Annotated in this window: 20 protein-coding genes; 6 read left to right on the top strand and 14 right to left on the bottom strand. The window is 62.6% G+C overall.

Features of this window, described 5'->3' with window-relative positions; all coding sequences use genetic code 11:
* Positions 1-6 precede the first annotated feature (6 nt).
* Complete coding sequence (locus tag RY1_RS00920; RefSeq protein ID WP_072801650.1) at positions 7-1155, top strand: acetyl-CoA C-acetyltransferase; 1149 nt, start codon at positions 7-9, stop codon at positions 1153-1155.
* 75 nt (positions 1156-1230) lie between these two features.
* Here the strand turns inward: RY1_RS00920 and RY1_RS00915 are convergent, their stop codons facing one another.
* Complete coding sequence (locus RY1_RS00915) at positions 1231-1995, bottom strand: 3-hydroxyacyl-CoA dehydrogenase (protein WP_072801649.1); 765 nt, start codon at positions 1993-1995, stop codon at positions 1231-1233.
* A gap of 119 nt (positions 1996-2114) precedes the next feature.
* Between RY1_RS00915 and RY1_RS00910 the strand changes: the two genes are divergently transcribed.
* The gene (locus RY1_RS00910; RefSeq protein ID WP_072801648.1) at positions 2115-3182 is read left to right on the top strand and encodes a ferredoxin--NADP reductase; all 1068 of its coding nucleotides are present in this window, start codon (positions 2115-2117) and stop codon (positions 3180-3182) included.
* 21 nt (positions 3183-3203) lie between these two features.
* On the opposite strand, the gene fabG is transcribed toward RY1_RS00910, so the two are convergent.
* Genes fabG through RY1_RS00895 form a run of 3 tightly spaced genes read right to left on the bottom strand, consistent with a single transcriptional unit; the run spans position 3204 to position 5674 of the window.
* Positions 3204-3959 carry a 3-oxoacyl-ACP reductase FabG gene (gene fabG, locus RY1_RS00905; RefSeq protein ID WP_072801647.1) on the bottom strand — a complete coding sequence of 252 codons (756 nt, stop codon included), beginning with the start codon at positions 3957-3959 and terminating at the stop codon, positions 3204-3206.
* A 39-nt stretch (positions 3960-3998) separates the two neighbouring features.
* The gene (locus RY1_RS00900; RefSeq protein ID WP_072801646.1) at positions 3999-4880 is read right to left on the bottom strand and encodes a TIGR03619 family F420-dependent LLM class oxidoreductase; all 882 of its coding nucleotides are present in this window, start codon (positions 4878-4880) and stop codon (positions 3999-4001) included.
* Positions 4877-5674 (bottom strand): enoyl-CoA hydratase/isomerase family protein, encoded by a 798-nt coding sequence (locus RY1_RS00895; RefSeq protein ID WP_072801645.1) that lies wholly within the window; start codon positions 5672-5674, stop codon positions 4877-4879. The genes RY1_RS00900 and RY1_RS00895 overlap by 4 nt, the downstream gene beginning before the upstream one ends.
* A gap of 275 nt (positions 5675-5949) precedes the next feature.
* Between RY1_RS00895 and RY1_RS00890 the strand changes: the two genes are divergently transcribed.
* From RY1_RS00890 to RY1_RS00875, 4 genes are all read left to right on the top strand, one after another.
* On the top strand, positions 5950-7548 hold the full coding sequence (locus RY1_RS00890; protein ID WP_169914536.1) for a class I adenylate-forming enzyme family protein: 1599 nt from the start codon (positions 5950-5952) through the stop codon (positions 7546-7548).
* Positions 7549-7599: 51 nt separating this feature from the next.
* Positions 7600-8409, top strand: coding sequence for an amidohydrolase family protein (locus RY1_RS00885; RefSeq protein WP_072801643.1), 810 nt, complete (start codon positions 7600-7602; stop codon positions 8407-8409).
* A 13-nt stretch (positions 8410-8422) separates the two neighbouring features.
* Positions 8423-9286, top strand: a complete 864-nt coding sequence (locus RY1_RS00880; protein ID WP_072801642.1) for an enoyl-CoA hydratase-related protein — start codon at positions 8423-8425, stop codon at positions 9284-9286.
* A gap of 111 nt (positions 9287-9397) precedes the next feature.
* Positions 9398-10180, top strand: a complete 783-nt coding sequence (locus RY1_RS00875) for a FadR/GntR family transcriptional regulator (RefSeq protein ID WP_072801641.1) — start codon at positions 9398-9400, stop codon at positions 10178-10180.
* A 58-nt stretch (positions 10181-10238) separates the two neighbouring features.
* On the opposite strand, the gene RY1_RS00870 is transcribed toward RY1_RS00875, so the two are convergent.
* The 10 genes from RY1_RS00870 to RY1_RS00825 form a co-directional block, all read right to left on the bottom strand.
* Entirely contained in the window at positions 10239-11633 is a 1395-nt protein-coding gene (locus tag RY1_RS00870) for a hypothetical protein (protein ID WP_072801640.1), read from the bottom strand.
* A 121-nt stretch (positions 11634-11754) separates the two neighbouring features.
* The gene (locus RY1_RS00865) at positions 11755-12894 is read right to left on the bottom strand and encodes an epoxide hydrolase family protein (protein WP_072801639.1); all 1140 of its coding nucleotides are present in this window, start codon (positions 12892-12894) and stop codon (positions 11755-11757) included.
* Between the two features lie 55 nt (positions 12895-12949).
* Positions 12950-13954, bottom strand: a complete 1005-nt coding sequence (locus tag RY1_RS00860) for a VOC family protein (RefSeq protein ID WP_072801638.1) — start codon at positions 13952-13954, stop codon at positions 12950-12952.
* A 139-nt stretch (positions 13955-14093) separates the two neighbouring features.
* Positions 14094-15083, bottom strand: a complete 990-nt coding sequence (locus RY1_RS00855) for an ABC transporter ATP-binding protein (protein ID WP_072801637.1) — start codon at positions 15081-15083, stop codon at positions 14094-14096.
* On the bottom strand, positions 15073-16086 hold the full coding sequence (locus RY1_RS00850; protein ID WP_072801636.1) for an ABC transporter ATP-binding protein: 1014 nt from the start codon (positions 16084-16086) through the stop codon (positions 15073-15075). Before RY1_RS00850 ends, RY1_RS00855 begins: the two co-directional genes overlap by 11 nt.
* 29 nt (positions 16087-16115) lie before the next feature.
* Entirely contained in the window at positions 16116-17726 is a 1611-nt protein-coding gene (locus tag RY1_RS00845) for an ABC transporter substrate-binding protein (protein ID WP_306305344.1), read from the bottom strand.
* Positions 17727-17770: 44 nt separating this feature from the next.
* A complete protein-coding gene (locus RY1_RS00840; protein WP_072801635.1) occupies positions 17771-19357 on the bottom strand; it encodes an ABC transporter substrate-binding protein in 1587 nt (528 codons plus the stop codon).
* Positions 19358-19407: 50 nt separating this feature from the next.
* Positions 19408-20865: an ABC transporter substrate-binding protein gene (locus RY1_RS00835; protein WP_306305343.1), complete on the bottom strand. Its 1458-nt coding sequence runs from the start codon at positions 20863-20865 to the stop codon at positions 19408-19410.
* A 207-nt stretch (positions 20866-21072) separates the two neighbouring features.
* Positions 21073-21975 (bottom strand): ABC transporter permease, encoded by a 903-nt coding sequence (locus RY1_RS00830; protein ID WP_072801634.1) that lies wholly within the window; start codon positions 21973-21975, stop codon positions 21073-21075.
* A complete protein-coding gene (locus RY1_RS00825) occupies positions 21972-22946 on the bottom strand; it encodes an ABC transporter permease (RefSeq protein WP_245819446.1) in 975 nt (324 codons plus the stop codon). The genes RY1_RS00830 and RY1_RS00825 overlap by 4 nt, the downstream gene beginning before the upstream one ends.
* Positions 22947-23168 lie beyond the last annotated feature (222 nt).

The following is a 23168-nucleotide window of genomic DNA, read 5'->3' as shown; positions in this document are numbered from 1 at the left end:
GCAGTCATGCCTGAGGCATACCTGATCGAAGCCGTCCGCACACCCGTCGGCCGGCGCAACGGCTCGTTGGCAGACGCACACCCGGCCGACCTCGGCGCTCACGTACTGGGCAACCTCGTCGACCGGGTCGGGATCGACCCCGCAGCCGTCGACGACGTCGTGATCGGCTGCCTCGACCAGATCGGCGGCCAGGCCAGCGACGTCGGCCGTACCGCATGGCTCGCGGCAGGACTGCCCGAATCGGTTCCAGCGGTGACCATCGACCGCCAGTGCGGCTCCTCGCAGCAAGCAGTGCACTTCGCTGCACAGGCAGTCATGAGTGGCACGTCGGACCTCGTCGTCGCAGGCGGACTGCAGAACATGAGTGCAATCCCCATCGGTGCATCGATCCCGGCAGGCGAGCCATACGCGCACGCCGAGCCGATGCAGGGCTCGAAGGGTTGGGTCAAGCGCTACGGCACCACCCCCGTCTCGCAGTTCGCAGGCGCCGAGTCGATGGCGGTCCGCTGGGATGTCAGCCGTGAGGACATGGAGCGGTTCGCTCTCGGTAGCCACCAGCGCGCACTGTCCGCGATCGCGAACGGCTACTTCGAGCGCGAAATCGTGCCGTACGGCGACTTCGCCGTCGACGAGTGCCCCCGCGACACCTCGTTGGAGAAGATGGCGGGACTGCGCACCCTGATCGAGGGAGGCCGACTGACCGCGGCTGTGTCCAGCCAGATCTCCGACGGTGCCGCCGCGATCCTCGTGGCCTCCGAGGCCGCGGTCAAGGAGCACGGACTCACCCCTCGCGCCCGCATCCACCACCTGACCGTCCTCGGCGACGACCCCATCACGATGCTGTCGGCACCGATCCCGGCCACGAAGCGTGCCCTGGCGCGGACCGGCCTCACGATCGACGACATCGATCTGATCGAGATCAACGAGGCCTTCGCCCCTGTCGTTCTGGCCTGGGCCAAAGAACTTGGCGCCGACCTCGACAAGGTCAACGTCAACGGCGGCGCCATCGCGCTCGGCCACCCGCTCGGAGCGACCGGCGCACGCCTGATGACGACCATGCTCAACGAGCTGGAGCGTCGCGGCGGCCGTTACGGTCTCCAGACCATGTGTGAGGGCGGCGGCCAGGCCAACGTCACCATCATCGAGCGTCTCTGACCCTCGCCTGCTCCAGCATCCGAATCGGGCCCCCGCGCACTGTGCGCGGGGGCCCGATTCGGTTCGAGCAGTCGGTCAGCGCAGGCCCATACGGATCGCGCCGTCGAGGCGAATGGTCTCGCCATTGAGCATCGGATTCTCCACGATGTGCACCGCGAGAGCCCCGAACTCGACCGGATTCCCCAACCGCGACGGGTGTGGAACGGTTTTGCCGAGCGCCTCCCGTGCCTCGTCGGGCATCGTTGCCATCAACGGTGTGTCGAAGAGCCCGGGCGCAATCGTGTTGACACGGATGGCCTGCTTCGACAAATCGCGGGCAATGGGGAGGGTCAGACCGACGACGCCTGCTTTGGAGGCCGCGTAGGCCGCCTGTCCGATCTGTCCGTCGAACGCCGCGACCGAGGCGGTGTTGACGATGACGCCACGCTCTTCCCCGATCGGGTCAAGCGACGCGATGCGCGCCGCCGCGAGTCGGATGACGTTGAACGTGCCGATGAGGTTGATCTCGACGATCTTCGCGAAGGACTCGAGCGGAAAGGGCGTTCCGTCGCGGCCCACTGTCCTGATGGCGTTGCCCGTGCCGGCACAGTTGACGACGGTGCGGAGCTCGCCCAGTTCGGAAGCCAGATCCACAGCCGCCTGCACCGCGTCCGCGTCACGAACGTCGGCTGGAGCGAAGCGGAGATGATCTGGGTGCTCGGCGGCGAAAGCCTCCGCCGCAGCCCCGGGCAGATCGATGATGACGGCCTTGCCACCCTTGGCGAGCAGCGCGTCCACCGTCGCGCGCCCGAGTCCGGACGCCCCACCGGTCACCAGTGCAACAGTGTTCTTGATTTCCATGCTTGTCTAGCCTTTCGTGGGAGGACACCGCGGTCGAAGGTGAGGGGTGCCACACCGGTCCGCCGTGCTATAAGATCATAATCATCCATACAATGAAGATCGGGTAGGGGAACCAGCCAATGACTCAGAGCGCGACCGGCCACGTATCGTCGACCGACGCGGGCGGCACGTACCTGACCGTAGCCGAGGTTCGTCGGGAAACCGCCGACGCGGTATCCATCACGTTCGACGTACCCACAGAACTGCAGGCGCTCTTCGATCACCGGGCCGGCCAGTTCCTGACCGTTGCAGTTCCGAGCGATCGCGTGCCTCACGTCGCACGCTGCTACTCGCTGTCCAGCGCTCCCGGTAGCGGTTCGACCATCACGGTCAAGCGCATCGACGGTGGGTACGCATCCGATTGGCTCAACACCAACGCAACGAGTGGACTGTCACTACAGTTACTCCCCCCGAGCGGCCACTTCACCGTGCCCGACCCCGACACCGATGTGCTGCTCGCCGCCGCCGGAAGCGGCATCACCCCCGTCATGTCGATTCTGCGATGGATACTCGAAGCGGGGACCGGCAATGTCGGCCTGTTCTACGCCAACCGAGATCGGGACACCACGATCTTCGCCGAGGAACTCGACCGCCTCGCCGCCGCACACCCGGATCGGTTGACGATCGTCCACTGGCTGGAGGACCAGCGTGGACTTCCGTCTCCCGACGGGCTCACGAGCTGGATCGACCAGGCACACGACGGTGACGTATGGACCTGTGGCCCAGCACCGTTCATGAATCTCGTGGTCTCCACGCTCGGGTCGACCCGACATGTGCATCGCGAAGAATATCGATCTCTCTCCAACGATCCTTTCGCCCCCGTCGAGCCCCCTGCGTCAGCCGTGTCCGCCTCGGATGGCGACGCCGACGGAGACGCGGCCCGTGCCGAGGTCGAAATCGACGGCACGGTCCACGAGATCAGCTGGCCCCGTGATGCATCACTGGTCGACACGCTGCTCGCATTGGAAGTCGACGTTCCTTACACCTGCCGCGAAGGTTGGTGTGGATCCTGCACCTGCAAGGTCGAGGAAGGGTCGGTGACCATGAAGATCACCGACGCCCTCGAGGCCGACGACGAGGCCGAGGGGTACATCCTCGGCTGCCAGGCCCGCCCGACCAGCGACACCCTGCGCATCGTCTTCGATTAGACGGGCGGGCCCGGCAACGAGTCAGTTGTTCGGGCCGCCCGAGAGGTAGACGATCTGACCGTTGACGAAGCCTGCGCCCTCACTGACGAAGAACGACACGAGGTGTGCCACGTCCTCGGGCTGCCCGACGCGTCCGACCGGAATCTGGGCCGCTGCGCCTGCCTTGAATTCTTCGAACGGGATTCCGATGCGTTCGGCGGTGGCGGCAGTCATCTCGGTTTCGATGAAACCGGGTGCGATGGCGTTGGTCGTCACACCGAACTTGCCGAGTTCGATCGCGACGGTCTTGGTAAAGCCCTGGAGCCCTGCTTTCGCGGCGGCGTAGTTTGCCTGGCCACGGTTGCCGAGCGCCGACAGGCTCGACATGTTGACGATGCGACCGAACTTCTGCGCCGTCATGTGCTTCTGTGCTGCCTTCACCATCAGGAAGGCTCCACGTAGGTGCACGTTCAGAACCGAATCCCAGTCCTGGACAGGGAGTTTGAACAGCAGGTTGTCGCGGGTGATACCAGCGTTGTTCACCAGGATCGTCGGGGCACCGAGCTCGTCCGCTACTCGCTGGACTGCGGCCTGCGAACTGGCCTCGTCCGAGACGTCCACACCGACTGCCAGTGCGTGGCCCCCGGCGTCGGCGATCTTGGCCACGGTCGTGGCTGCAGTCGACTCGTCGAGGTCGAGTACTGCGACCTGGTACCCGTCCGTCGCGAGACGCAGCGCGATAGCTGCGCCGATACCGCGTGCGGCTCCGGTGACGATGGCGGTACGTGGAGTGGTCATGAAGTGTTCTCCTTGTGTTTTCTGTCGGTGGATCCGGTGTCAGGCCAGTGGGAAATCGTGCGGACCGATGTCCGCACATATAGCGACGAGTTCGGCCAGCTGGGCGATGCCCTGTTCGGGTTCCTCGTCGCGGCGCCAAGGTGGAACGCAGATCCTGTCGACGCCAGCGTCGCGGTACGCAGCCACTGCGTCCTTGTCGGTGTTACGGGACACGCCGACCGTGACGCTGAACGGTGTGCCCGATCGCGGACCACCGGCACGCAACTCGCGAAGCGTCGCCACCTTCGCGGCAGCGGTCTCGGGTGTGTGACGCAAACCGATCCATCCGTCCGCTACGGTCGCCGCGCGGCGTAGAGCCGGTGCGCTTTCGCCACCCGCGAGGATGGGGAGCAGATCACCCTGGGGCGGCTTGGGTTCGAAGCACAGCGACGGGAAAGAATAGTGGTCGCCTTCGTGGGCGTAGTCACCGTCCGAGAAGAGTCCGCGAAGGATCTGCACGATCTCGTTCGTTCGCGCACCTCGGGTCCGGAAATGTTGTCCCACGGCAACGAACTCTTCTTCCAACCAGCCGACCCCGATCCCCAGCTCCGTCCTGCCGCCACTGAGTACGTCGAGCGTGCTCACCGCGCGCGCCGTGACATGTGGATCCCGAAGCGGCAGTACGTACACGCTCGTACCGAGCCGAACACGTTCGGTCGCGTGCGCGATGGCGGCAAGAGCCACCCACGGGTCCTGAGTCGCGAAACGTCCATCCTGTACAGGTGCTCGGCCGCTCTCGGTGTACGGATAGGTCGAGTCGTTCTCCGTCGGCCATGCCAAGTGCTCGGCCAGCCATACCGATTCGACGCCGATGTCCTCGGCCAACCGGGCGCGCGCAGGCATCGCCGCGACGTCACCGCTCAGCATCACTCCCAGTTTCACTTGCTGTCCTCGGCGTCGATGGTCCGCTGTTCCCATCGAGGTTCGCGACGCTCCGACCACGCCCGCGGTCCATCGTCGGAGTCGGGGTGATTCCAGTGGGCGCGGAGCACGTTCCAGCCGTTCTCGAGGTGCACGGACAGGCCGTCCGCTTGTGCTGTGCGCAGTATCGTTCGCGACACTGCGATGGCCGTCGGCGAACCCTTGACCACCATCGCAGCAAGTGCGTGCGCACGGTCCAACAGTTCCTCGGGAGGCACGACCTCCGATACGAGCCCGGCGCGTTCGGCAGCTGCCGCATCGAGACGTTCGGCCGATCCGAGAAGCACCATGCGCCGCAGTGCATCCGGACGCATGTGCGGCAGCAAGGTCAGTGGTTCGAGTGCGGTCACCTGCCCGACGTTCACATGCGGGTCCAGGAATGTGGCCGAGGTCGAGGCGATGGCAATATCTGCATCGGCCACGAAATGCAGTCCGCCGCCTGCGCAGACGCCGTTGACGGCGACGATGACGGGAACATCGAGACGGTCACCCGGCAGGAACGCGAGCTCTTCCTCGACCGTTCGATTCTCGTCGGACCGATCACTGGCCAGCAGATCGACATCCGCGCCCGAGCAGAATCCGCGTCCGGAGCCGGTCACGACGACGCACCGAACGTCCGCGTCGGCAGCAAGTTCGAGCCACAGAGCCCTCAGGTCCTCCATCAAGCCCGCAGAGAGCGCGTTCATCTTCGCGGGTCTGTTCAGAAAGACAGTCACTACGCCCTCCGACCGTTCGACGATCAGATTGTGCTCCACGGTCCGAACCTACTTTCTCCTTGTCGAGCTATAACAATCATCTAGATAGTTACGAATCGCGATCGTAGCGTTCCTCCCTACGCTGCGACAACCATGCGCGTCGCGCAGCCGCAGGAAAGACGCCCTGAATGTCGATCCGAAGCATCAATATCTTTGATACGATAACGATCAGGGTGAGGCTCCTCGATGCCGCTGTTCCAGAACTCGCTGCACCAGCCGGCGTCGTGAGCACCCGCGATCAACGCAGGACCGATATCCGGAGGTACACAGCAGCCATGTCGAGCGAACAGGTGCGACGCGACACTATCCCGTCCGTGGTGGCCGCCGCCGCCGACAGATGGCCCGATGGGTTCTGGTTGGGATTCCAGGACGACGTCGTCACCTTCGGTGAGCTGAACAGACGTGTCGAGACCATCGCGCGAGGCCTGTCTGCGCACGGCATCGGACGAGGATCCCGCGTCGCCCTCCACATGGGCAACCGCTCACTGTGGCTCGAGATCCAGTACGCCGTCACGTCGCTCGGAGCGTGGCTCGTTCCGCTCAACACGATGTTGACCCCCTCGGAGCTGACCAACCTGATCGAACATGCGCGCGTCGACGCCCTCATCTGGGCCGGTGAAGTGGTCGGACACGACACCATCGGAAACCTACGCGAGGTACTCGGGGGAACCTCTCCCGAATTGCTCATCGGTGTCGGCGCAGGCGATTGGCCCGAGGGCGTTCACTCGTGGGAGTCGATCGTCGATGCTGCCGAAACAGTCGAACCGGCCTTCGTGCGTGCGCAAGCGGCATCGGTGACAGGCGACGATGTAGCGCTCGTCATCTACACATCGGGTACCACCGGCAATCCCAAAGGGGTATTGCAGACCCATCGGTCGATAGTGACGGCGGGGCGCCGATGGGCGGAGCACCTGACGCTCGGCCCCGAGGATCGCTCCATCTTCTCCGGTCCTCTGTACTGGATTCACGGCTGCTGGCACCAAGCCATGGTGCCTCTGTGCGCAGGGTCGGGTCTGCTTCTCGAAGAACGATTCAACGTCGCGACAATCCTGACGCGCATCGATCGTGATGGGTGCACGCATCTCCAGGGCATTCCGGCCCAGTACGAGATGCTGCTCGCCGGCCTGGCGACCACCCCTGCAGATCTGTCGCGACTGCGGATCGTCCAGATCGGCGGAACGACGTTCTCACCTACCCTCCCCGACCGTATCCGCGCCGTTGCACCCGACGCGCAACTCCTGGGCGGTTACGGACTCAGCGAAGCCGGCTCGGCCGCGTACACCCCGCTCGGTGCCCCGATGGAAGATGTGTCGACCACGATCGGCACCATCCACCCCGGTGGAGAGGCCCGCATCGTCGATGCCGAGGACCTGAAGACCGAGCTGGAGCCGGGCAACATCGGCGAGTTCCTGATCAAGACCGACTGCACCACGATCGGCTACCTCGACGACCCGGCCGCCACCGAGAAGGCGTTCGTCGACGGGTGGCTACGCACCGGCGACCTCGCCAAGATGGACGAGCGCGGATACATCACCATCGTCGGCCGAAATCAGGACGCGTACAAACGATCCGGAGTCACCATCTACACCATCGACGCGGAGACGACGCTCGCCTCGCACGACGACGTCGAAGGCGTCGCGGTTGTCGGGGTCACCGACGAGACCCTGGGGCAGATCGGAATTGCCTTCGTCGTGGTTCACCCCGGCGCCGGGGTGACCGAGCAGGACCTGCGTGACTTCTGCGCCGAGCGCCTGGCCAGGTACAAGGTGCCTGCCGAAATTCATCTACTCGATCAGCTGCCGAGCACCTCGACCGGCAAGATCCGCAAGTACGAGCTCAAGCGCCGGTTCGAAGCAGCCGCTCTGATCTCCTGACGTTCCGAGCCCCTGCTCCCCCGAGACCCGCCCGAAAGAGAGAATCACCGTATGCCAACGATCGACGCGTTCGTCAACCCTGTCTTCTACGCCCCGGACGATGCGCCCGAGTATGTCAACCACGCGCTCGGTGAGACGTTCAAGACAGGGCTTGCTCAGCAGGAGAAGCTCACACCGGATAGTCTTGTCGCCGAGTTCGACCGGCTCGGCATCGATCACGGAATCCTCAGTGCGATGGACGACTTCTGGCCCGGCGTGCTCGAGTTCGTCGACGCGTACCCCGACCGATTCTCGTTCTCGATCGAGGTCGATCCGCGCGGCGGAATGGAGACCCTGCGTCAGATCGAGCGCGCGGTGAAGGACCACGGAGCAATCCTCGTTCGGATGGTGCCGTTCAAGGTCGGGTTGCCGCCGAGCGATCGGGTGTACTACCCGGTGTTCGCCAAATGTATCGAGCTCGGCGTACCGGTCGGTCTCAACACCGGGTTCCCCGCACCGAGAATGCCTGCGGCACCGCAGCAGCCGCTGCATCTCGACGAGGTTCTGCAGTACTTCCCGGAGCTCAAGGTCGTCATGCAGCACGGGGCCGACCCATGGTGGGCGGAAGCGATCAAACTGTTGCTGAAGTACCCGAATCTGTACTTGATGACATCTGCGTGGGCACCGAAGTACCTTCCGCAGGAATTGATCTACTACATGAACACGCGGGGCCGTAAGAAGATCATGTGGGCTACCGACTACCCGGTGATCGGGTTCGAACGTTGCCTCACCGAAGCAAAAGCGCTCGAGCTTCGACCCGGCGTACTCGAGGAGTATCTCGGCGACGCGGCTGTCGACCTGTGGCCGCAGCTGGCGCGCTGAGAGGAATCCGACCATGAGTGAGCAATTCCTCTACGAGGTGCAGGACCGCGTCGCAATCATGACGATCAATCGGCCCGACGCCCTCAACACTTTCAACGCCCAGATGGTCGACGACCTGAAGGCCGCATTCGACGAAGCCGACGCGAACGACGACGTGCGAGCCATCGTCGTCACCGGGGCAGGCAAGGCGTTCTGCGCAGGCGCAGACCTGTCCTCCGATGCCGGGGACACATTCAACCTCGATGATGCCGCGTCGGAGTTCGACGCAGCCGAGCATCTCGATCCCGGAGGCTTCGCCGCATTGCGGGTACTCGACTCGGTCAAACCCGTCATCGGTGCGATCAACGGTGTCGCGGCCGGCATCGGCGCCACCATCACTCTGCCCATGGATTTTCGATTGGCCAGTGAGACAGCACGATTCGGGTTCGTCTTCACCAAACGCGGGCTCGTCGCCGAATGCGCCTCCAGTTGGTTTCTGCCGCGAGCGGTCGGCCATCAGACCGCTGCGGAGTGGATCTACACCGGCCGTGTGATCAGTGCTGCCGATGCTCACGCCGCAGGTCTGGTCCGCAGCATCCATGCGCCGGGAGAGCTGCTCGACGCAGCGTTCGCCCTCGGACGCGAGATCGCCGCGAACACCTCGCCGGTCGCAGTTGCCATCAGCAAGCGACTGTTGTGGGAGATGGCCGGAGCCGCGTCTCCTCGTGACGCCCACAGGCTCGATTCCGAAGCCGTGTTCAAACTGGGTAGGTCGGCCGAGGTTCGCGAAGGTGTCGCCGCGTTCCTCGAACGCCGCTCCCCCGCATTCCCGCTTCGCATCACTTCGGACTTGGACAGCGTGTCTCCCGACTGGTCAGCGCGTCGGAATGGGAGTTGAGCGAATTCTGCGGAAGCCGGGCGTGTAGATACGACCGAATCGTGTTCGGGATACTATCGTCTAAATAGATACGATAGCTTTCGGTCTCTGACCACGGCAGAATGAGAGCCCATGTCCAAACCGAACGGACACCCCGGCATCCCCCCACAGGTGCCACGCATGGCGGACCTGGTGGCTGCCCAGCTTCGCAAGCGCATCATCGGCGGCGACCTGAAGGACGGCGACGAACTTCCGCGTGAGGCGGATCTCGTCGAGGAGTTCTCGGTGAGTCGGCCCAGCCTTCGTGAAGCCGTCCGCATTCTCGAGACCGAAGGCCTTCTGCGCATTCGACGCGGCAAGCTCGGTGGCGCGTTCGTCAAGGTCCCGACACCCGAAAGTGCCGCGTACCACCTCGGATTGACGCTGCAGTCGCGTGGCACGACGCTCGCCGATATCGCTGCTGCTCGCGAAATTCTCGAGCCCACGTGCGCTGGAATGGTGGCCGGGCTCAAGGGGACCGCACGCAAGGCAGCCCTGGAACGATTGACGAAGCTTGTCGAGGACAACGACAACATCGTGGGAGAGGCGTACGAATTCACTGCGTGCGCCCTCGAATTCCACGATGCGATCGTGGATCTGTGCGGCAATACATCGATTTCGATCGTGACGAGCGCGCTGGAGTCGGTGTGGAGTTCTCAGGAGCGCCAATGGGCAGTGCGGCGAACTGCCAGAGGTGACTATCCGATTGCCAAGTATCAACGTGATGTCATCAAGGCACATCGGCGAGTCGTTTCGCTGATCGCCGAAGGTGATGTGGCAGGAGCGTCGCAGGCGATGCGTGAGCATCTGCACAAATCGCAGCCCTACGTCGGCGATCAGGATGCACCTATCGAGGTCCTCGAGAACTATCTCTGAAGACACCACGACGACGACCCTGCTGGACCTGTACGCGAGTGCAGGCCCAGCAGCGTGGCTAGGCCCGAACGAGTCGGGGGATCACCGTGGGGTCGGTCGACTCCGGCTTGGGCTGACGTCCCTCTTCGATCCACGCGGCGATCTTCGACTGGATCGAGTCGGTCGTGATGTAGCTGTTGTCCATCCAGTGCATGGCCAATCGAGCGCCGAGGGCAACTTCGGGATCCTCGGACTGCAGTCCGACGAATGCCGCCGAGAACTCCGGAGGCGCGGGCTGCGGCGGCGTCAGGTTCTCGTACTCGGCGCCGGGATAGGTCGAGTCGATTCCGAGCGCGTTGTTCCACGCCATATCGACGTGCGGCGCGAGACCCTTCTGGAAAGCGTCTGCAACGCCGACGATGTCGCCACTCGCCTGGCGCAGAATTGCACGTAGTTCGACGGAGCCGACCGCGGCCATCGTCATTCCCTGGCCGTACGCCGGGTTGTACGAGGCCACAGCGTCGCCCAGAACGACGAATCCCTCGGGGCGTCGGTCCAACTCCTCCCAGAGGATGCGCTGATCGCCCGGCATCTGGTAGTGCTTCGGCTCGCTCAGTACCTTGGCCGATCGGATGGCCTCACCAAGGAGGGGCACATCCAACGAGTCGGCCAGTTCCTGTATTCCCGCGAGGTCGGTCGGCGGATACTCACGCAATGCTCCGAACGCGACGACGATGTGTTGTCCCCTGCCACAAGGCCACACCACGATGCTGCGTGTGCTCTTGGCATCAGCGGCCGACGGACTGGCGACCGAGACGACACCGTCGGTGAATATCCCCTCCGGAATCTCCACTCGGTAACAGGTGTATCCCATGTACACCCGAAGATGGGACTCCTCGGGGCGGGCGTACCCGAGATCTTGAATCCAGTTGGGGGTCTTGGTGCCACGGCCGGTCGCATCGATGACGAGGTCACCGAGGAGCTGCCCGTCCGGCGCATTCTTGACACGCGCACCGATGATGGTGCCGTTGTCCTCGGTGGCGATCAGACCGGAGACCACGCTCTTGAGTGCTGTCACGTTGGGTAGAGCAAGTACTCGTTTGCGGATGACCGACTCGAACAACGGACGCGTGAAGCACGTCAGCGCCAGATCACTCTCGAAGCGCACACGCCATGAACTCCTCATCCATGCCGCGAACCCAGCGAGGTTGTCGTGGCGCTCGCCACCGGCAGCGAGAAGATCCTTGTCGAAACCTGGAAGCAGATCCTCGATGCGCTCGGCGCCCAGAGCGAGGAGATGGTGTACCTGGTCTCCCTGCGGAACTCCGCGACGGGAATTCTCTGCATCCGGTCCGTCGACAATGAGTTCATCCCGGTCGACGACCGTCACCCGCTCGAACTCGCCTGCTGCTGCCGCAGCGGCGAGCAGTCCGGTGATGCTCCCGCCGAGCACAATTGCGTGATCGAATGCCATACCACTACTTCCTTCGTCGACTGCGGCGACGGTGTCCCGTCACATCGCTTCCCTGGACTGAACTAACTGCCCAATTACGGTACAAATCGTACCGTAATTAATTGTGATCCCGAGCACAGAATCAACGAGACGTGACCGAGCTTGCAACGGCAGGCGACGCAGCAAAACGCCGGAGGGAGCCGAGAACCAACTCGGGCACCTCCAGAGCCGCGAAGTGACCACCGGCCGGCATGTCGGTCCACTGCGTTATGTGAAATTCTTTGTCGGCCCAACGCGGTACCGGGGGAACGATGTCGTGCGGAAACGCGGACACCGCGGTGGGTACACCGACGTACGGCCGAGGAGATCTGGTGGAATACTCCTCGCTGTAGAAGCGGGCCGACGAGGCGGCAGTCCGGGTGAACCAATAGATCGACACCGCAGTGAGGATGTCGTCGATATCGACTGGATGGTCGGGGTCGCCCCATTCGTAGAACTTTTCACCGATCCACGCGAGCTGACCGATCGGAGAATCGGTCAATGCGTACCCGAGCGTGTCCGGACGCGTCGCCTGCAACACCGCGTAACCGGCCTTGGCGGCCGCGTACTCGGCGTTCTTCGCAAATGCTCGGCGCTCCAGATCGTCTCGTGGTTCGGAACTTGCGTTCTCCCCTGCCAACTTCACCCCGCCCATATGCACGTGCAGTCCGCGCACGTGCCTCGAATGCGCGGTGGCGATGAATTCACCGACGGCCTGCCCGATATCGGATCCGTGCACCAGGTAGCGGTCATAACCCAACTGCGCCATCAACTCGGCCATCGCATCCGCAAGGCGTGGGTTGTTCCACCCCACCCGATCCACTGGAGTCGAGAAGCCGAATCCCGGAAGCGATGGAATCACGACGTGAAAAGCGGGATCACTCTCGTCCGGCGGCGTGATCAACGGCTCGATCAGCAAGCGGTACTCCGCGAAAGTGCTCGGCCACCCGTGCAGCAGAATCACCGGGACGGCGTCTGGACGCTCGGAGCGAGCGTGCACGGCGTGCACCTTCTGCCCGTCGATCTCGGTGACGATCTGGGGGTACCGATTCAACTCGGCTTGGTGGCTGTACCAGTCGTAATCGTCACGCCAGCGCCGGAACAGTCGTCCCAACGTGGCGTGGGAGATTCCGGACTCGGCGCCAACCGGCCTCTCGTCGGGCCACCGCGTGTCCGCCAACCTTCGTCGGAGCTCGTCGACCTCCGTCTGCGGCACGTCGATACGAAACGGCGTCGGTGTCATAGCTGTGCAGTTCCTTTCGCCCGACCGCATCAGCGGACGGGAACTCGGACCGGCGTCAGTCCTCGGGCGGGGAGAAGTGCAGGAAGCTGGACTCGGGGCGAGGAGGCTTCTCGAAGAACTCGATCCTGATGCCGTCAGGATCCCGGAAACCGAGAACGCGACGGGTGCCGAACTCGGGACCGAAATCCCACGTCTCCGGCGGATCGACGATCCCTGGAGCCGCACCGATCTCTGCAGATGCCTGCAGCAGCGAGTACGCCGCATCGAGGTCGTCGACCTCGAACCCAACACGTGAGATACCCAGGTTGTTCGCTTCCTGGTACGGCGTCGACGTTTCGGGCGATGGGGCAGGAAAGACCGGTTGAGTCATGTCCACGCTCACCCGAGTATCGCCTCGGGGCGCGAACAGGTGAGACGACCACTGCGACAAATCCGATCCAGGCCCCTGTGACACAGCGATCGGCCGATCGGTGGTCACGTCCAGGTGTTGCTCGAGACCGAGCACGTCGCGGAAGAAGCCGGCACCGCGTTCGCGGTCGGTCACCACAGCATTGACATGGACCCAGTGGTCGTGACGAGCCGACTTGTCGCCATCTTGATAGAAGGACACCACAGTGCCATCGGGGTCGAGGATCGAGATGTAGCCGCGAACGATCTCCTTGTTCGTCGTCTCGACACCGTGCTCGCGGAGATGCGCCAATCTTTCCTCCGGCGGCACCTTGGTGCCGAACCCGAGCTTCCCCAACCCGACATGCCAGAAGACCGGATACGGCGATCCCACCGGCTCTGGAGTCTTCCACTCGACGATGTGCACCGATGTCGGACGACCCGCTGTTCCGTCGTTGAGAACGTAGCCCTCGAACTCACCGCTCTCGATGCCGAGAGATCCGAAACGCTGCCGAGGAGCGTTCAACTTCCCCACCGCGCGAAGTGGAGTGAAAGTTTCGTAGAACTCGAGCGACTTCTCGGCGTCGGACACGTTGATGACGACGTGTGACAGTCTGAGGATTCGTTGGCCCAGCGTGATCGCGGTCGACGCCGCGCCTGTGTTATCGCTCATCAGCGTCTCCTCATGGTGTGTGCAGTGATACTGGATGCAGCAGTGATACTTGATGCAGCGGTACGTTGCGGCTTCGAAGTTCGACAGTAATCATCTAGATAATTTAGTCAAGGACCACCTACCGATGGTCGGGAGAGATTCAGCTCGCCGCGGCAAGTGGAAAATGGCACGCTGCGAACTGCCCGGGGCGAACCTCGCGCATCTTCGGCTCTTCGGCCGCGCACTTGTCCTGTGCGAGCGGGCATCGAGTGCGGAAGCGGCACCCGGTCGGCGGCGCGAGCGGTGATGGAACGTCACCCTCGAGCGCAGGCCCGGCGAAGCCCTTGTCCGGATCGGTCAATGGCACCGAATCCAGCAGCGCACGGGTGTACGGATGTGCGGGATCGTCGTAGACCTCCACGGAGTCGCCGAATTCGCATACCTTGCCCAGATACATCACCATCACGTTGTCGCTGACGGTGCGCACGACACCGAGATCGTGTGCGATGAAGACGACGGTGAGGTCGAACTCGGCCTTGAGCTCCTCGATCAAGTTGAGAATCTGGGCCTGCACCGAAACATCCAGGGCCGACACCGGCTCGTCGCAGATCAGCAGACGTGGATTGAGTGCCAACGCCCGAGCTATGGCCACACGCTGCGCTTGCCCGCCGGAAAGATTTCGCGGCAACATCTCGGCGTAGCGCTCACCGGACAGTCCGACCTGTTCGAGCACAGCAGCACTGGTCGAGGCCTTCTCGGCGGCTGGTGCACCCGCGACCGCCAGTCCTTCCACGACGATGTCCTTGACGGACCGGCGCGGATTGAGCGATGCGACGGGATCCTGGAAGATCATCTGCATGTCGCGGCGTAGGGTCCGCATTCGAGACTCGTCGGCCTGTTCGATCCACTCTTCACCGAACCGGATCCGCCCCGACGTGACGCGGTCGAGCCGAAGAACAGCTCGGCCGGTGGTGGACTTTCCACAACCCGATTCGCCCACTATGCCCAGGGTCTCCCCCGCCATGACGTCGAAGCTGATCTTCGAGACCGCCTGTACGGTCCCAGAACTCGTCGGGTATTCCACGACGAGATCCTCGACACTGAGCAAGGCGCCGTCACCGCGCAAATGAGCAGTTCCACTACCGGCCATCTGAAGTACCTCCGGATATTGCCGTCTCCTGCAGGACGACGGGATTCAAGCAGGCGACATCGTGATCCGCACCCACGGACGTCAATTCCAGACCGGGAGTCGAACATTCACCGAGTGCGAACGCGCAGCGTGGCTGGAAGCGGCACCCCTCGGGCGGAGCCGTCGGATCGGGAAGAGAACCGGTGATCAACCGTAGTGGCGCGTGGCGCGCGTGGTCGATCGTCGGTGTTGCGCCGAGCAGCGCGTGCGTGTACCTGTGCCGTGGGTTCTCGAATACTTCTCTGGTCGACCCGATCTCGGCGAGTCGTCCCGAGTACATGACCGACACTCTGTCCGTTCTGCCTGCGACGACCGCGAGGTCGTGGCTGATCAGCATCATGGAGGTACCTCGGTCACGCTGCACGCGACGGAGCAGATCGAGCACCTGCCGCTGGATCGTGACGTCGAGCGCAGTCGTCGGCTCGTCTGCAATCAGCAAGTCCGGCTCACAGGCGAGAGCGATCGCGATCATCACCCGCTGACGCATACCCCCGGACATCTCGTGCGGGTAGTTCGTCAGCCGGCGCTCGGGATCGGGTACTCCCACCTCGTCGAGAAGTGACAGCGCCCGGCTGTGCGCCTCCGAGCGACTCACACCCAGGTGCCGACGCATCCCCTCGGTGAGTTGACGTTCGACTCTGATCACCGGATTGAGTGACCGTCCAGGATCCTGGAAAATCATCGCGATCTGCTTGCCCCAGACCTCCAGCTTCTCTTTTTTCGTCAGCGCAAGCAGGTCACGCCCCTGGAAGGTCACCTCCCCGGAGCGCCCGGATCGGGCGGGCATCAGGCCCATCACAGCGCGCGCCAGAACGGATTTGCCGGAACCGGACTCACCCACGATCCCCAGCGACTGGCCCCCTGCGAGATCGAAGGACACGTCGTCCACGGCACGGACGACACCTCGTGGTGTTCCGATGTGGGCACGCAAGTTGCGCACCGAGAGAAGTGGCTGGGTATTCATGATGATGCGATCCTTTTTTTACGCGTCGACTATTCGGAGATCCAAAGCTCCTCGGGCAAAGCAGATCCGAAGCCGTACAACTGCACGCCGTGGACGTTGCTACCGGCCACGACCGACGTCGGGACCCTGGCGTACCAAATGCCGGGAACTGTTGCAGCAAAACGCTCCTGCACGATGTCGTACGCCACCTTTCGCTCTTCTTGCGATTCCGACACGCGTCCTGCATCGAGCGCGTCGCTCAACGCCTGGTCCTTGATACCGGTGAAATTGGCGGGCGCTGCTTGATGGAACAAGTTCCACAGGTCCGAATCCGGCTCCTGTACCAGCACTGCACTGACGATCATGTCGAAATCTTTGGCAGCCGACAGTTGCTGACCCACTGTGGATTCCACGACATCGACCTTGACGTCGACGTTGTCGAAAGCGCTCAGCTGCGCCTGCACTGCCTCCGCAGCCGATGTCGCCTCGGAGGACTGAAATGCGGTGAAGGTGAACGAGACCGGCTTGCCCTCGGCAGCGAGCTCGTCGAACAACCGTTGCGCTTCTTCTTTGTCTCCAGTGCTCTGCAACGAGATGTCGCTGTAGAACGGCGACGACTCGGGGAACAGAGTCTGCGGAATCTCGGCTTTGCCGTTCGACACGGCGACATTGAACGCGTCGACATCGACCGCCAGAGCTACTGCGCGTCGGGCACGCTCGTCGTCGAACGGTGCACGCCGGAAGTTGAACGCGATGTACTGGCCACCGCCCATCGGAGCGATGTCCGTCGTCAGACCAGCGTCCTCTGCCTTGGCGAGGGTCTCCCAACTGGTTTCCACCGTCAGATCCACGCCGCCGGTGGTGAGGGTGTTGTACCGCTGGTTCGTGTCGGCCGACGAACGCAGAGTGAGAGTGTCCAGATACGGCTTCGGCGCGTCCCAGTAGGCCGGGTTCTTGGCGAGCTCGATGGTGTTCTGGCGCGTCCATTTCGTCAACGTGAACGGGCCTGCACCGATCGGAGCCGCATCGAACGCAGCTCGATCCTGCGCCAACGCGGCCGGTGAGGCGATCCAATTCAACACGCTGACGGTGACGATCTGACCGAAGTGCGGATTCGGTTCGACGAGAGTGACCTTCAGTGTCGCCGGGTCGAGAACAGTGTTGTCGGCGATCTGGACGGCATAGCGCTGCGACGTCGTCCCCAGACCTGGCTCACGCATACGGTCCCAATTGAATTTCACCGCGGCAGCATCGAGTGGGCTCCCGTCGGAGAACTTCAGATCCGGCTGCAGTTTCAGAGTGAACGTCTTGCCGCCGTCGGTGGTCGAAAAGTCCTCGGCCATCTTGTATTCGATCTCGAAGGTCTCGGTGTCGTTGACCATCAACGTGCCGTACAGCGCGTTTCCGAGGAAGCCGTAATTGGCCCAGTTGTTCGCCATCGCCGCCGGGTCGAGACTGCGGGGTTCACTGACCTGGTAGATACGTCCTACCCCACCGGCGACGGGATCGCCCACATCCGCACCGGAACCCGATGTCGAACTACCCGATGTCGAACTACCCGCGGTTCCTCCTCCGGCACCGCCACACGCGGTCAGCACCAGCGCCGCGGAGAACACCGCCGCGCACAGGGCGGTCCACGCGGTTTTGCGTCGAAACATCATCAGCCTCTCTGTTCGACGAAGATCGGGCACACGGCCGGTGATTCCTAGGAGATCCATAGCTGTTCGGGCAGAGTCGATCCCAGTCCGTACATCTCGACGCCGTGAACGTTCTTGCCGGTCACCGAGACGGGGACCAGACGCGAGTAGAAGGTTCCGACATCGAGCTCGACGAGTCGCTTCTGCACGGCGTCGTATGCCGCTCTGCGGTCCTCGACCGACTCCGCTATCCGACCGGCCTGCAGTGCCCGGTCCAGATCCGGATCGTCGATTCCCTGGACGTTGCCCGGCGAGCCGCTCTGGAACAGGTTCGTGAATTTGGAATCCGGGTCCTGCACCGAACCTCCACCGACCAGCATGTCGAAATCACCCTTGGACTGAAGCACCAGCAGAGCTGTCGATTCTACGATGCTGACCTGAACCTCGACGTTGTCGAAAGCGCTCAATTGTGCCTGCAACGCCTCGGCCGCAGCCTTGGCGTCAGGCGCCTGGTACGAGGTGAAGGTGAACGAAACCGGCTTGCCCTCGGCAGCAAGCTCGTCGAACAATTTCTGTGCCTCGTCCTTGTCGTACTTCTGCAACGGAATGTCGCTGTAGTACGGCGAACTCTTCGGGAACATCGTCTCCGGAACCTGCGCCTTGCCGTCGTACACAGCGAGATCGAGTGCATCGACGTCCGTCGCCAGCATGACTGCCCGGCGGGCGCGAGGATCGTCGAACGGCGCTCGCGCGAAGTTCATCGCGAGATAAGAACCACCACCCAGTTCCACCGCCTGGGTCGGAAGCCCGGCCTCCTCGGCCTTGGCCACGGTCTGCCAGTTGGTCTCCACGGTGAAGTCGGCCCCGCCCGTGCTGACCGTGTTGAACCGCTGAGTCGTATCCGGCGACGAGCGAAGTGTGATGGTGTCCAGATACGGCTTCGGCGCATCCCAGTAGGCCGGGTTCTTCGACAGTTCGATCGAGTCCTGACGCGTCCATTCGGTCAGCATGAACGGCCCCGCGCCGACCGGCGCCGCATCGTATGCAGCCCGATCTTGCGCAAGAGCAGTCGGAGATCCGATCCAGTTCAGCGGACTGGTTGCAATTGCCTGTCCGAAGTGCGGATTCGTCTCGGCCAGCGTCACTTTCAGTGTGCGCGTATCGACGACCTCGTTGTCGGCGATCTGAACGGCGGACTGTGCGGCACTGGTGCCAAGAGCCGGATCGCGCATCCGGTCCCAATTGAATTTGACGGCATTCGCATCGAGGGGCGTGCCGTCGGTGAAGTGGAGTTCGGGCCGCAGTCTCAATGTGAAACTGCGGCCACCGTCCGTAGTCGAGAAGTCCTCGGCCATCTTGTACTCGATCTCCAGCGACTCGGGATCATTGACCAACAGCGTCCCGTAGATCGCATTACCGATGAATCCGTAGTTGCCCCAGTTGTTCACCAGCGCGGCCGGATCGAGACTCCGCGGCTCGTTCGGCTGCAGGATGCGCCCGTTACCGCCCGCCACCGGGTCACCCTGATCGGCATCGAGTTCCGGCGTCGAACTTCCCGCAGTTCCCCCTCCTGCGCCGCCACACGAGGTCAGCGCGAGCGCCAGAGAACACGCGGCCGCGACCAAGACGATCAGGGGTCCAATACGTCGAGACACGGTCGACCTTTCGAGACTCGGGAACAGTGATTCAGTCGATTGCAGAAGTTCTACTTCTGGGTGATCCACAGCTCTTCGGGCAGCAAGGACCCGTATCCGTACAGCTGTATTCCGTGCACGTTCGTGTTGGCGATCGTCGCCGGCGGAACGCGTGAGTACCACACACCGACGACGGTATCGACGAACCGCTGCTGGACGATGTCGTAGGCGGCTTTACGCTCTTCTTGGGATTCGGACACGCGTCCTGCATCGAGGGCGTCGGTCAGCTCCTGGTCGTCGACGCCAGTGAAGTTCTGCAACGCAGCACCGTTGAACATGTTCCACAGATCGGAGTCCGGATCCTGAACCATGGCGGCCGTGACCATCATGTCGAAGTCATGAGCAGCCTGAATCTGCTGACCCGCGGTCGATTCCACGACATCTACCTTGACGTCGACGTTGTCGAAAGCACTGAGCTGGGCCTGCACTGCCTCTGCGGCAGGTTTGACGGCTTGGAACGCGGTGAAGGTGAACGAGACCGGTTTGCCCTCGGCAGCGAGCTCGTCGAACAACCGCTGCGCTTCTTCCTTGTCGGTGTTCTGCAACGAGATGTCGCTGTAGAACGGTGACGACTCGGGGAACAGAGTCTGCGGAATCTCGGCCTTGCCGTTCGTGATTGCCACGTTCAACGCGTCGACGTCGACCGCCAGAGCTACTGCGCGTCGGGCACGCTCGTCGTCGAACGGGGCACGCCGGAAGTTGAATGCGAGGTACTGGCCACCGCCCATCGGAGCGATGTCCGTCGTCAGATCAGCGTCCTCTGCCTTGGCGAGGGTCTCCCAACTGGTTTCCACCGTCAGGTCGACGCCGCCGGTGGTGAGGGTGTTGTACCGCTGGTTCGTGTCGGCCGACGAGCGAAGGGTGAGGGTGTCCAGATACGGTTTCGGCGCGTCCCAGTAGGTCGGGTTCTTGGCGAGCTCGATGGTGTTCTGACGGGTCCAGCTGGTCAGTGTGAACGGGCCTGCGCCGATCGGAGCCGCGTCGAACGCAGCTCGATCCTGTGCCAACGCGGCCGGTGAGGCGATCCAGTTCAGGATGCTGCTCGACACGATCTGGCCGAAGTGCGGATTCGGTTCGACGAGAGTGACCTTCAGGGTCGTCGGGTCGAGAACAGTGTTGTCGGCGATCTGGACGGCATAGCGCTGCGACGTCGTTCCCAGACCTGGTTCACGCGTGCGGTCCCAGTTGAATTTCACCGCGGCAGCATCGAGTGGGCTTCCGTCGGAGAACTTCAGATCCGGCTGCAGTTTCAGAGTGAACGTCTTGCCGCCGTCGGTGGTCGAAAAGTCCTCGGCCATCTTGTATTCGATCTCGAAGGTCTCGGTGTCGTTGACCATCAACGTGCCGTACAGCGCGTTTCCGAGGAAGCCGTAGTTGGCCCAGTTGTTCGCCAGTGCCGCCGGGTCGAGACTGCGGGGTTCACTGACCTGGTAGATACGTCCTACCCCACCGGCGACGGGATCGCCCACATCCGCACCGGAGCCCGATGTCGAACTACCTGCAGTTCCTCCTCCGGCACCGCCACACGCTGTCAGTACAAGTGTTGCCGAAACGACTGCGGTGAGTAAGAGCATCAAGCGTTTGTGGCGAAACATGAAAACCTTTCGGATGAGGTCCGAATTCGCGCGACAGCGGGAATAGGGATTGTTCGGCTGAATGGACTGCACATTCGAAAATCAGTCCTGCATCGTTCGATCGAACTTCGAACGCAGGTGGTCACCGACCTGATTGAGCGCAAATACCGTGAAGAAGATTGCCACGGCGGGTACGAATACCAAGTGCGGGTAGTCCGCAATCGCGTCTTTCCCATCACCGATCATTCCTCCCCAGCTGGGCTGCGGCGGTGGGATTCCCAACCCGAGGAAACTGAGCGATCCTTCCGCGACGATCAATCCGGCCATGATGATCGGCAAGTACGCGGACAGCGGCGCAATGACGTTGGGCAAGATCTCCTTGAACAATATCCGCGAATGACCTGCACCCATATTGCGCGCTGCTCTGACGAATTCACGAGAAGACCATGCCATCGTGTTGGCTCGAGCGAGGCGAATGAACCCTGGAATCACCACCAGGGTGAGGCCGAAGAGGATTGTACTGATGCTCGGCGTCAGAATCGATGACAGCGCCAGCAGCAGGATCAGCGGGGGGAACGCGAGCATTGCATCCGCCAGCAGTGTCACGAACCACCCGAAGCGCTTGCCGAAGTATCCGCCGACGAGGCCGACGAACGACCCGATGACAAAACCGATCAGTCCGGCACAAGCGCCGACCACCAGCGAGACGCGAGCACCGTAGATGATCCGGGACATCATCGACCGACCGAGCGTGTCGGTACCGAGTAGCAGGTCGAACGACCCGAACGACGGCGAGAGTCTCGGTGCAGCAACGGGTGTCACATACGACGCCAAGGGCAGGACATTGGCCAGCAACGCTGCCCCGACGATGGCCACCAACCAGCCGATCGACAACCATACGAGAATGGAGCGCTTCTTCTTGACCGGCGCGACGAGAGCTGCGGCGGGCTTGGGCTCGCCGACGTCCTCGGCACCGGTTCGGTCATGAATTATGGTGTCGGTCATGCTCCTGCCACTTTTCTGACTCTCGGGTCGATCAGTCCGTAACTGAGGTCGACGAAGGTGTTGATGGCGACGTACACGATCGCGATGAAGACCACGATTCCCTGAACCATGATCACGTCGCGAGCGGTGATCGACGAGGAGATGAGTTGCCCCAAACCAGGTAGCCCGAACAATGATTCGACGATCACGGTGCCACCGATCAGGCGGCCGAGGCTGATTCCTGCAACCGTGATCAAGGAGAAGGACGACGGCCGGAGCGCGTGCCGGAACATGACGTATGTCGGCGACATTCCCTTGGCGCGTGCCGAGGCGATGTAGTCCTCACGGAGCGTGCTGATCAGGTCGTTACGCAGGAGTCGGTGGAACCCTGCAATTTCCGCCAACGCGATGGCAAGCGCAGGCAGAAATGCGCTCTGCAGGTTCGGCCCTATTCCTTCGCTGATCGGCGCCCAGCCCGATACAGGGTAGAGCTGCAATTTGATTGCCAGAAAGTAGATCAAGATCGGACCTGCGATGAATGCGGGGACGGACAGGAACACCGCAGAAAACGCGTTCATGACTCGGTCGACCGTGCCGCCCGGACGCGACGCCGATGCCACTGCCATGAGAACTGCCACCGCGAGTGCAATGATGAGTCCCATCGCAGCCAGCTGCACGGTGACCGGAAGACGTTCGATGATGGCCGTCGTCACCGACTGGCCCGTCAACGGCGACGTGCCGAAATCACCCTGTACCGCAGCAACGATCCAGTTGTAGAACTGCGTCCACAACGGGACATCGAGTCCCATCTTCGATTCGAGCGCAGCAACCGCGTCCGGGGTTGCGTTCTCTCCCAGAATGACTTGAGCAACCGAACCAGGCGCGAAGCTCAACAGGACGACAACGGCGAGTGCAACCAAGAGAACGACCAGTAGACCGCGGCCCAGATGTTTCGAGACGTTGAGAATCATCCAACTCCGCTTTCGTGTCATACATGGACAGCAGAAAGCCGCGAAGCGCCCGGCTGTCGTGAAGTGCGAACAAGCCCATCAATTAAGACGATGGAAATGATTGAGATGTTTGTCGCTATTGCACGATTATGGCGTACGTCACCCGACTTCGTCTACCCGGAAAGCGAACGCTCGGAACTAAGTGTCCGAATTGTTGCTTTTGAGAATCTGCGAATTAAGCTGAGGCTTACCTGAACACCGTGG

It is taken from the genome of Rhodococcus yunnanensis NBRC 103083, from assembly GCF_001895005.1.
GTDB lineage: Bacteria > Actinomycetota > Actinomycetes > Mycobacteriales > Mycobacteriaceae > Rhodococcoides > Rhodococcoides yunnanense.
Note: the sequence above shows the minus strand (reverse complement) of the source record. Positions and strands in the feature narration are given on the sequence as shown.

Excerpts from the sequence above, each read along its gene's own strand:
- RY1_RS00910 (WP_072801648.1), top strand. The coding sequence starts at position 2,115 with ATGACTCAGAGCGCGACCGGCCACGTATCGTCGACCGACGCGGGCGGC.
- RY1_RS00890 (WP_169914536.1), top strand. The coding sequence starts at position 5,950 with ATGTCGAGCGAACAGGTGCGACGCGACACTATCCCGTCCGTGGTGGCC.
- RY1_RS00880 (WP_072801642.1), top strand. The coding sequence starts at position 8,423 with ATGAGTGAGCAATTCCTCTACGAGGTGCAGGACCGCGTCGCAATCATG.
- RY1_RS00855 (WP_072801637.1), bottom strand. The coding sequence starts at position 15,083 with ATGGCCGGTAGTGGAACTGCTCATTTGCGCGGTGACGGCGCCTTGCTC.
- RY1_RS00875 (WP_072801641.1), top strand. The coding sequence starts at position 9,398 with ATGTCCAAACCGAACGGACACCCCGGCATCCCCCCACAGGTGCCACGC.
- RY1_RS00885 (WP_072801643.1), top strand. The coding sequence starts at position 7,600 with ATGCCAACGATCGACGCGTTCGTCAACCCTGTCTTCTACGCCCCGGAC.
- RY1_RS00920 (WP_072801650.1), top strand. The coding sequence starts at position 7 with ATGCCTGAGGCATACCTGATCGAAGCCGTCCGCACACCCGTCGGCCGG.
- RY1_RS00860 (WP_072801638.1), bottom strand. The coding sequence starts at position 13,954 with ATGAGCGATAACACAGGCGCGGCGTCGACCGCGATCACGCTGGGCCAA.
- fabG (WP_072801647.1), bottom strand. The coding sequence starts at position 3,959 with ATGACCACTCCACGTACCGCCATCGTCACCGGAGCCGCACGCGGTATC.
- RY1_RS00870 (WP_072801640.1), bottom strand. The coding sequence starts at position 11,633 with ATGGCATTCGATCACGCAATTGTGCTCGGCGGGAGCATCACCGGACTG.
- RY1_RS00865 (WP_072801639.1), bottom strand. The coding sequence starts at position 12,894 with ATGACACCGACGCCGTTTCGTATCGACGTGCCGCAGACGGAGGTCGAC.
- RY1_RS00825 (WP_245819446.1), bottom strand. The coding sequence starts at position 22,946 with ATGACACGAAAGCGGAGTTGGATGATTCTCAACGTCTCGAAACATCTG.
- RY1_RS00845 (WP_306305344.1), bottom strand. The coding sequence starts at position 17,726 with ATGATGTTTCGACGCAAAACCGCGTGGACCGCCCTGTGCGCGGCGGTG.
- RY1_RS00850 (WP_072801636.1), bottom strand. The coding sequence starts at position 16,086 with ATGAATACCCAGCCACTTCTCTCGGTGCGCAACTTGCGTGCCCACATC.
- RY1_RS00915 (WP_072801649.1), bottom strand. The coding sequence starts at position 1,995 with ATGGAAATCAAGAACACTGTTGCACTGGTGACCGGTGGGGCGTCCGGA.
- RY1_RS00830 (WP_072801634.1), bottom strand. The coding sequence starts at position 21,975 with ATGACCGACACCATAATTCATGACCGAACCGGTGCCGAGGACGTCGGC.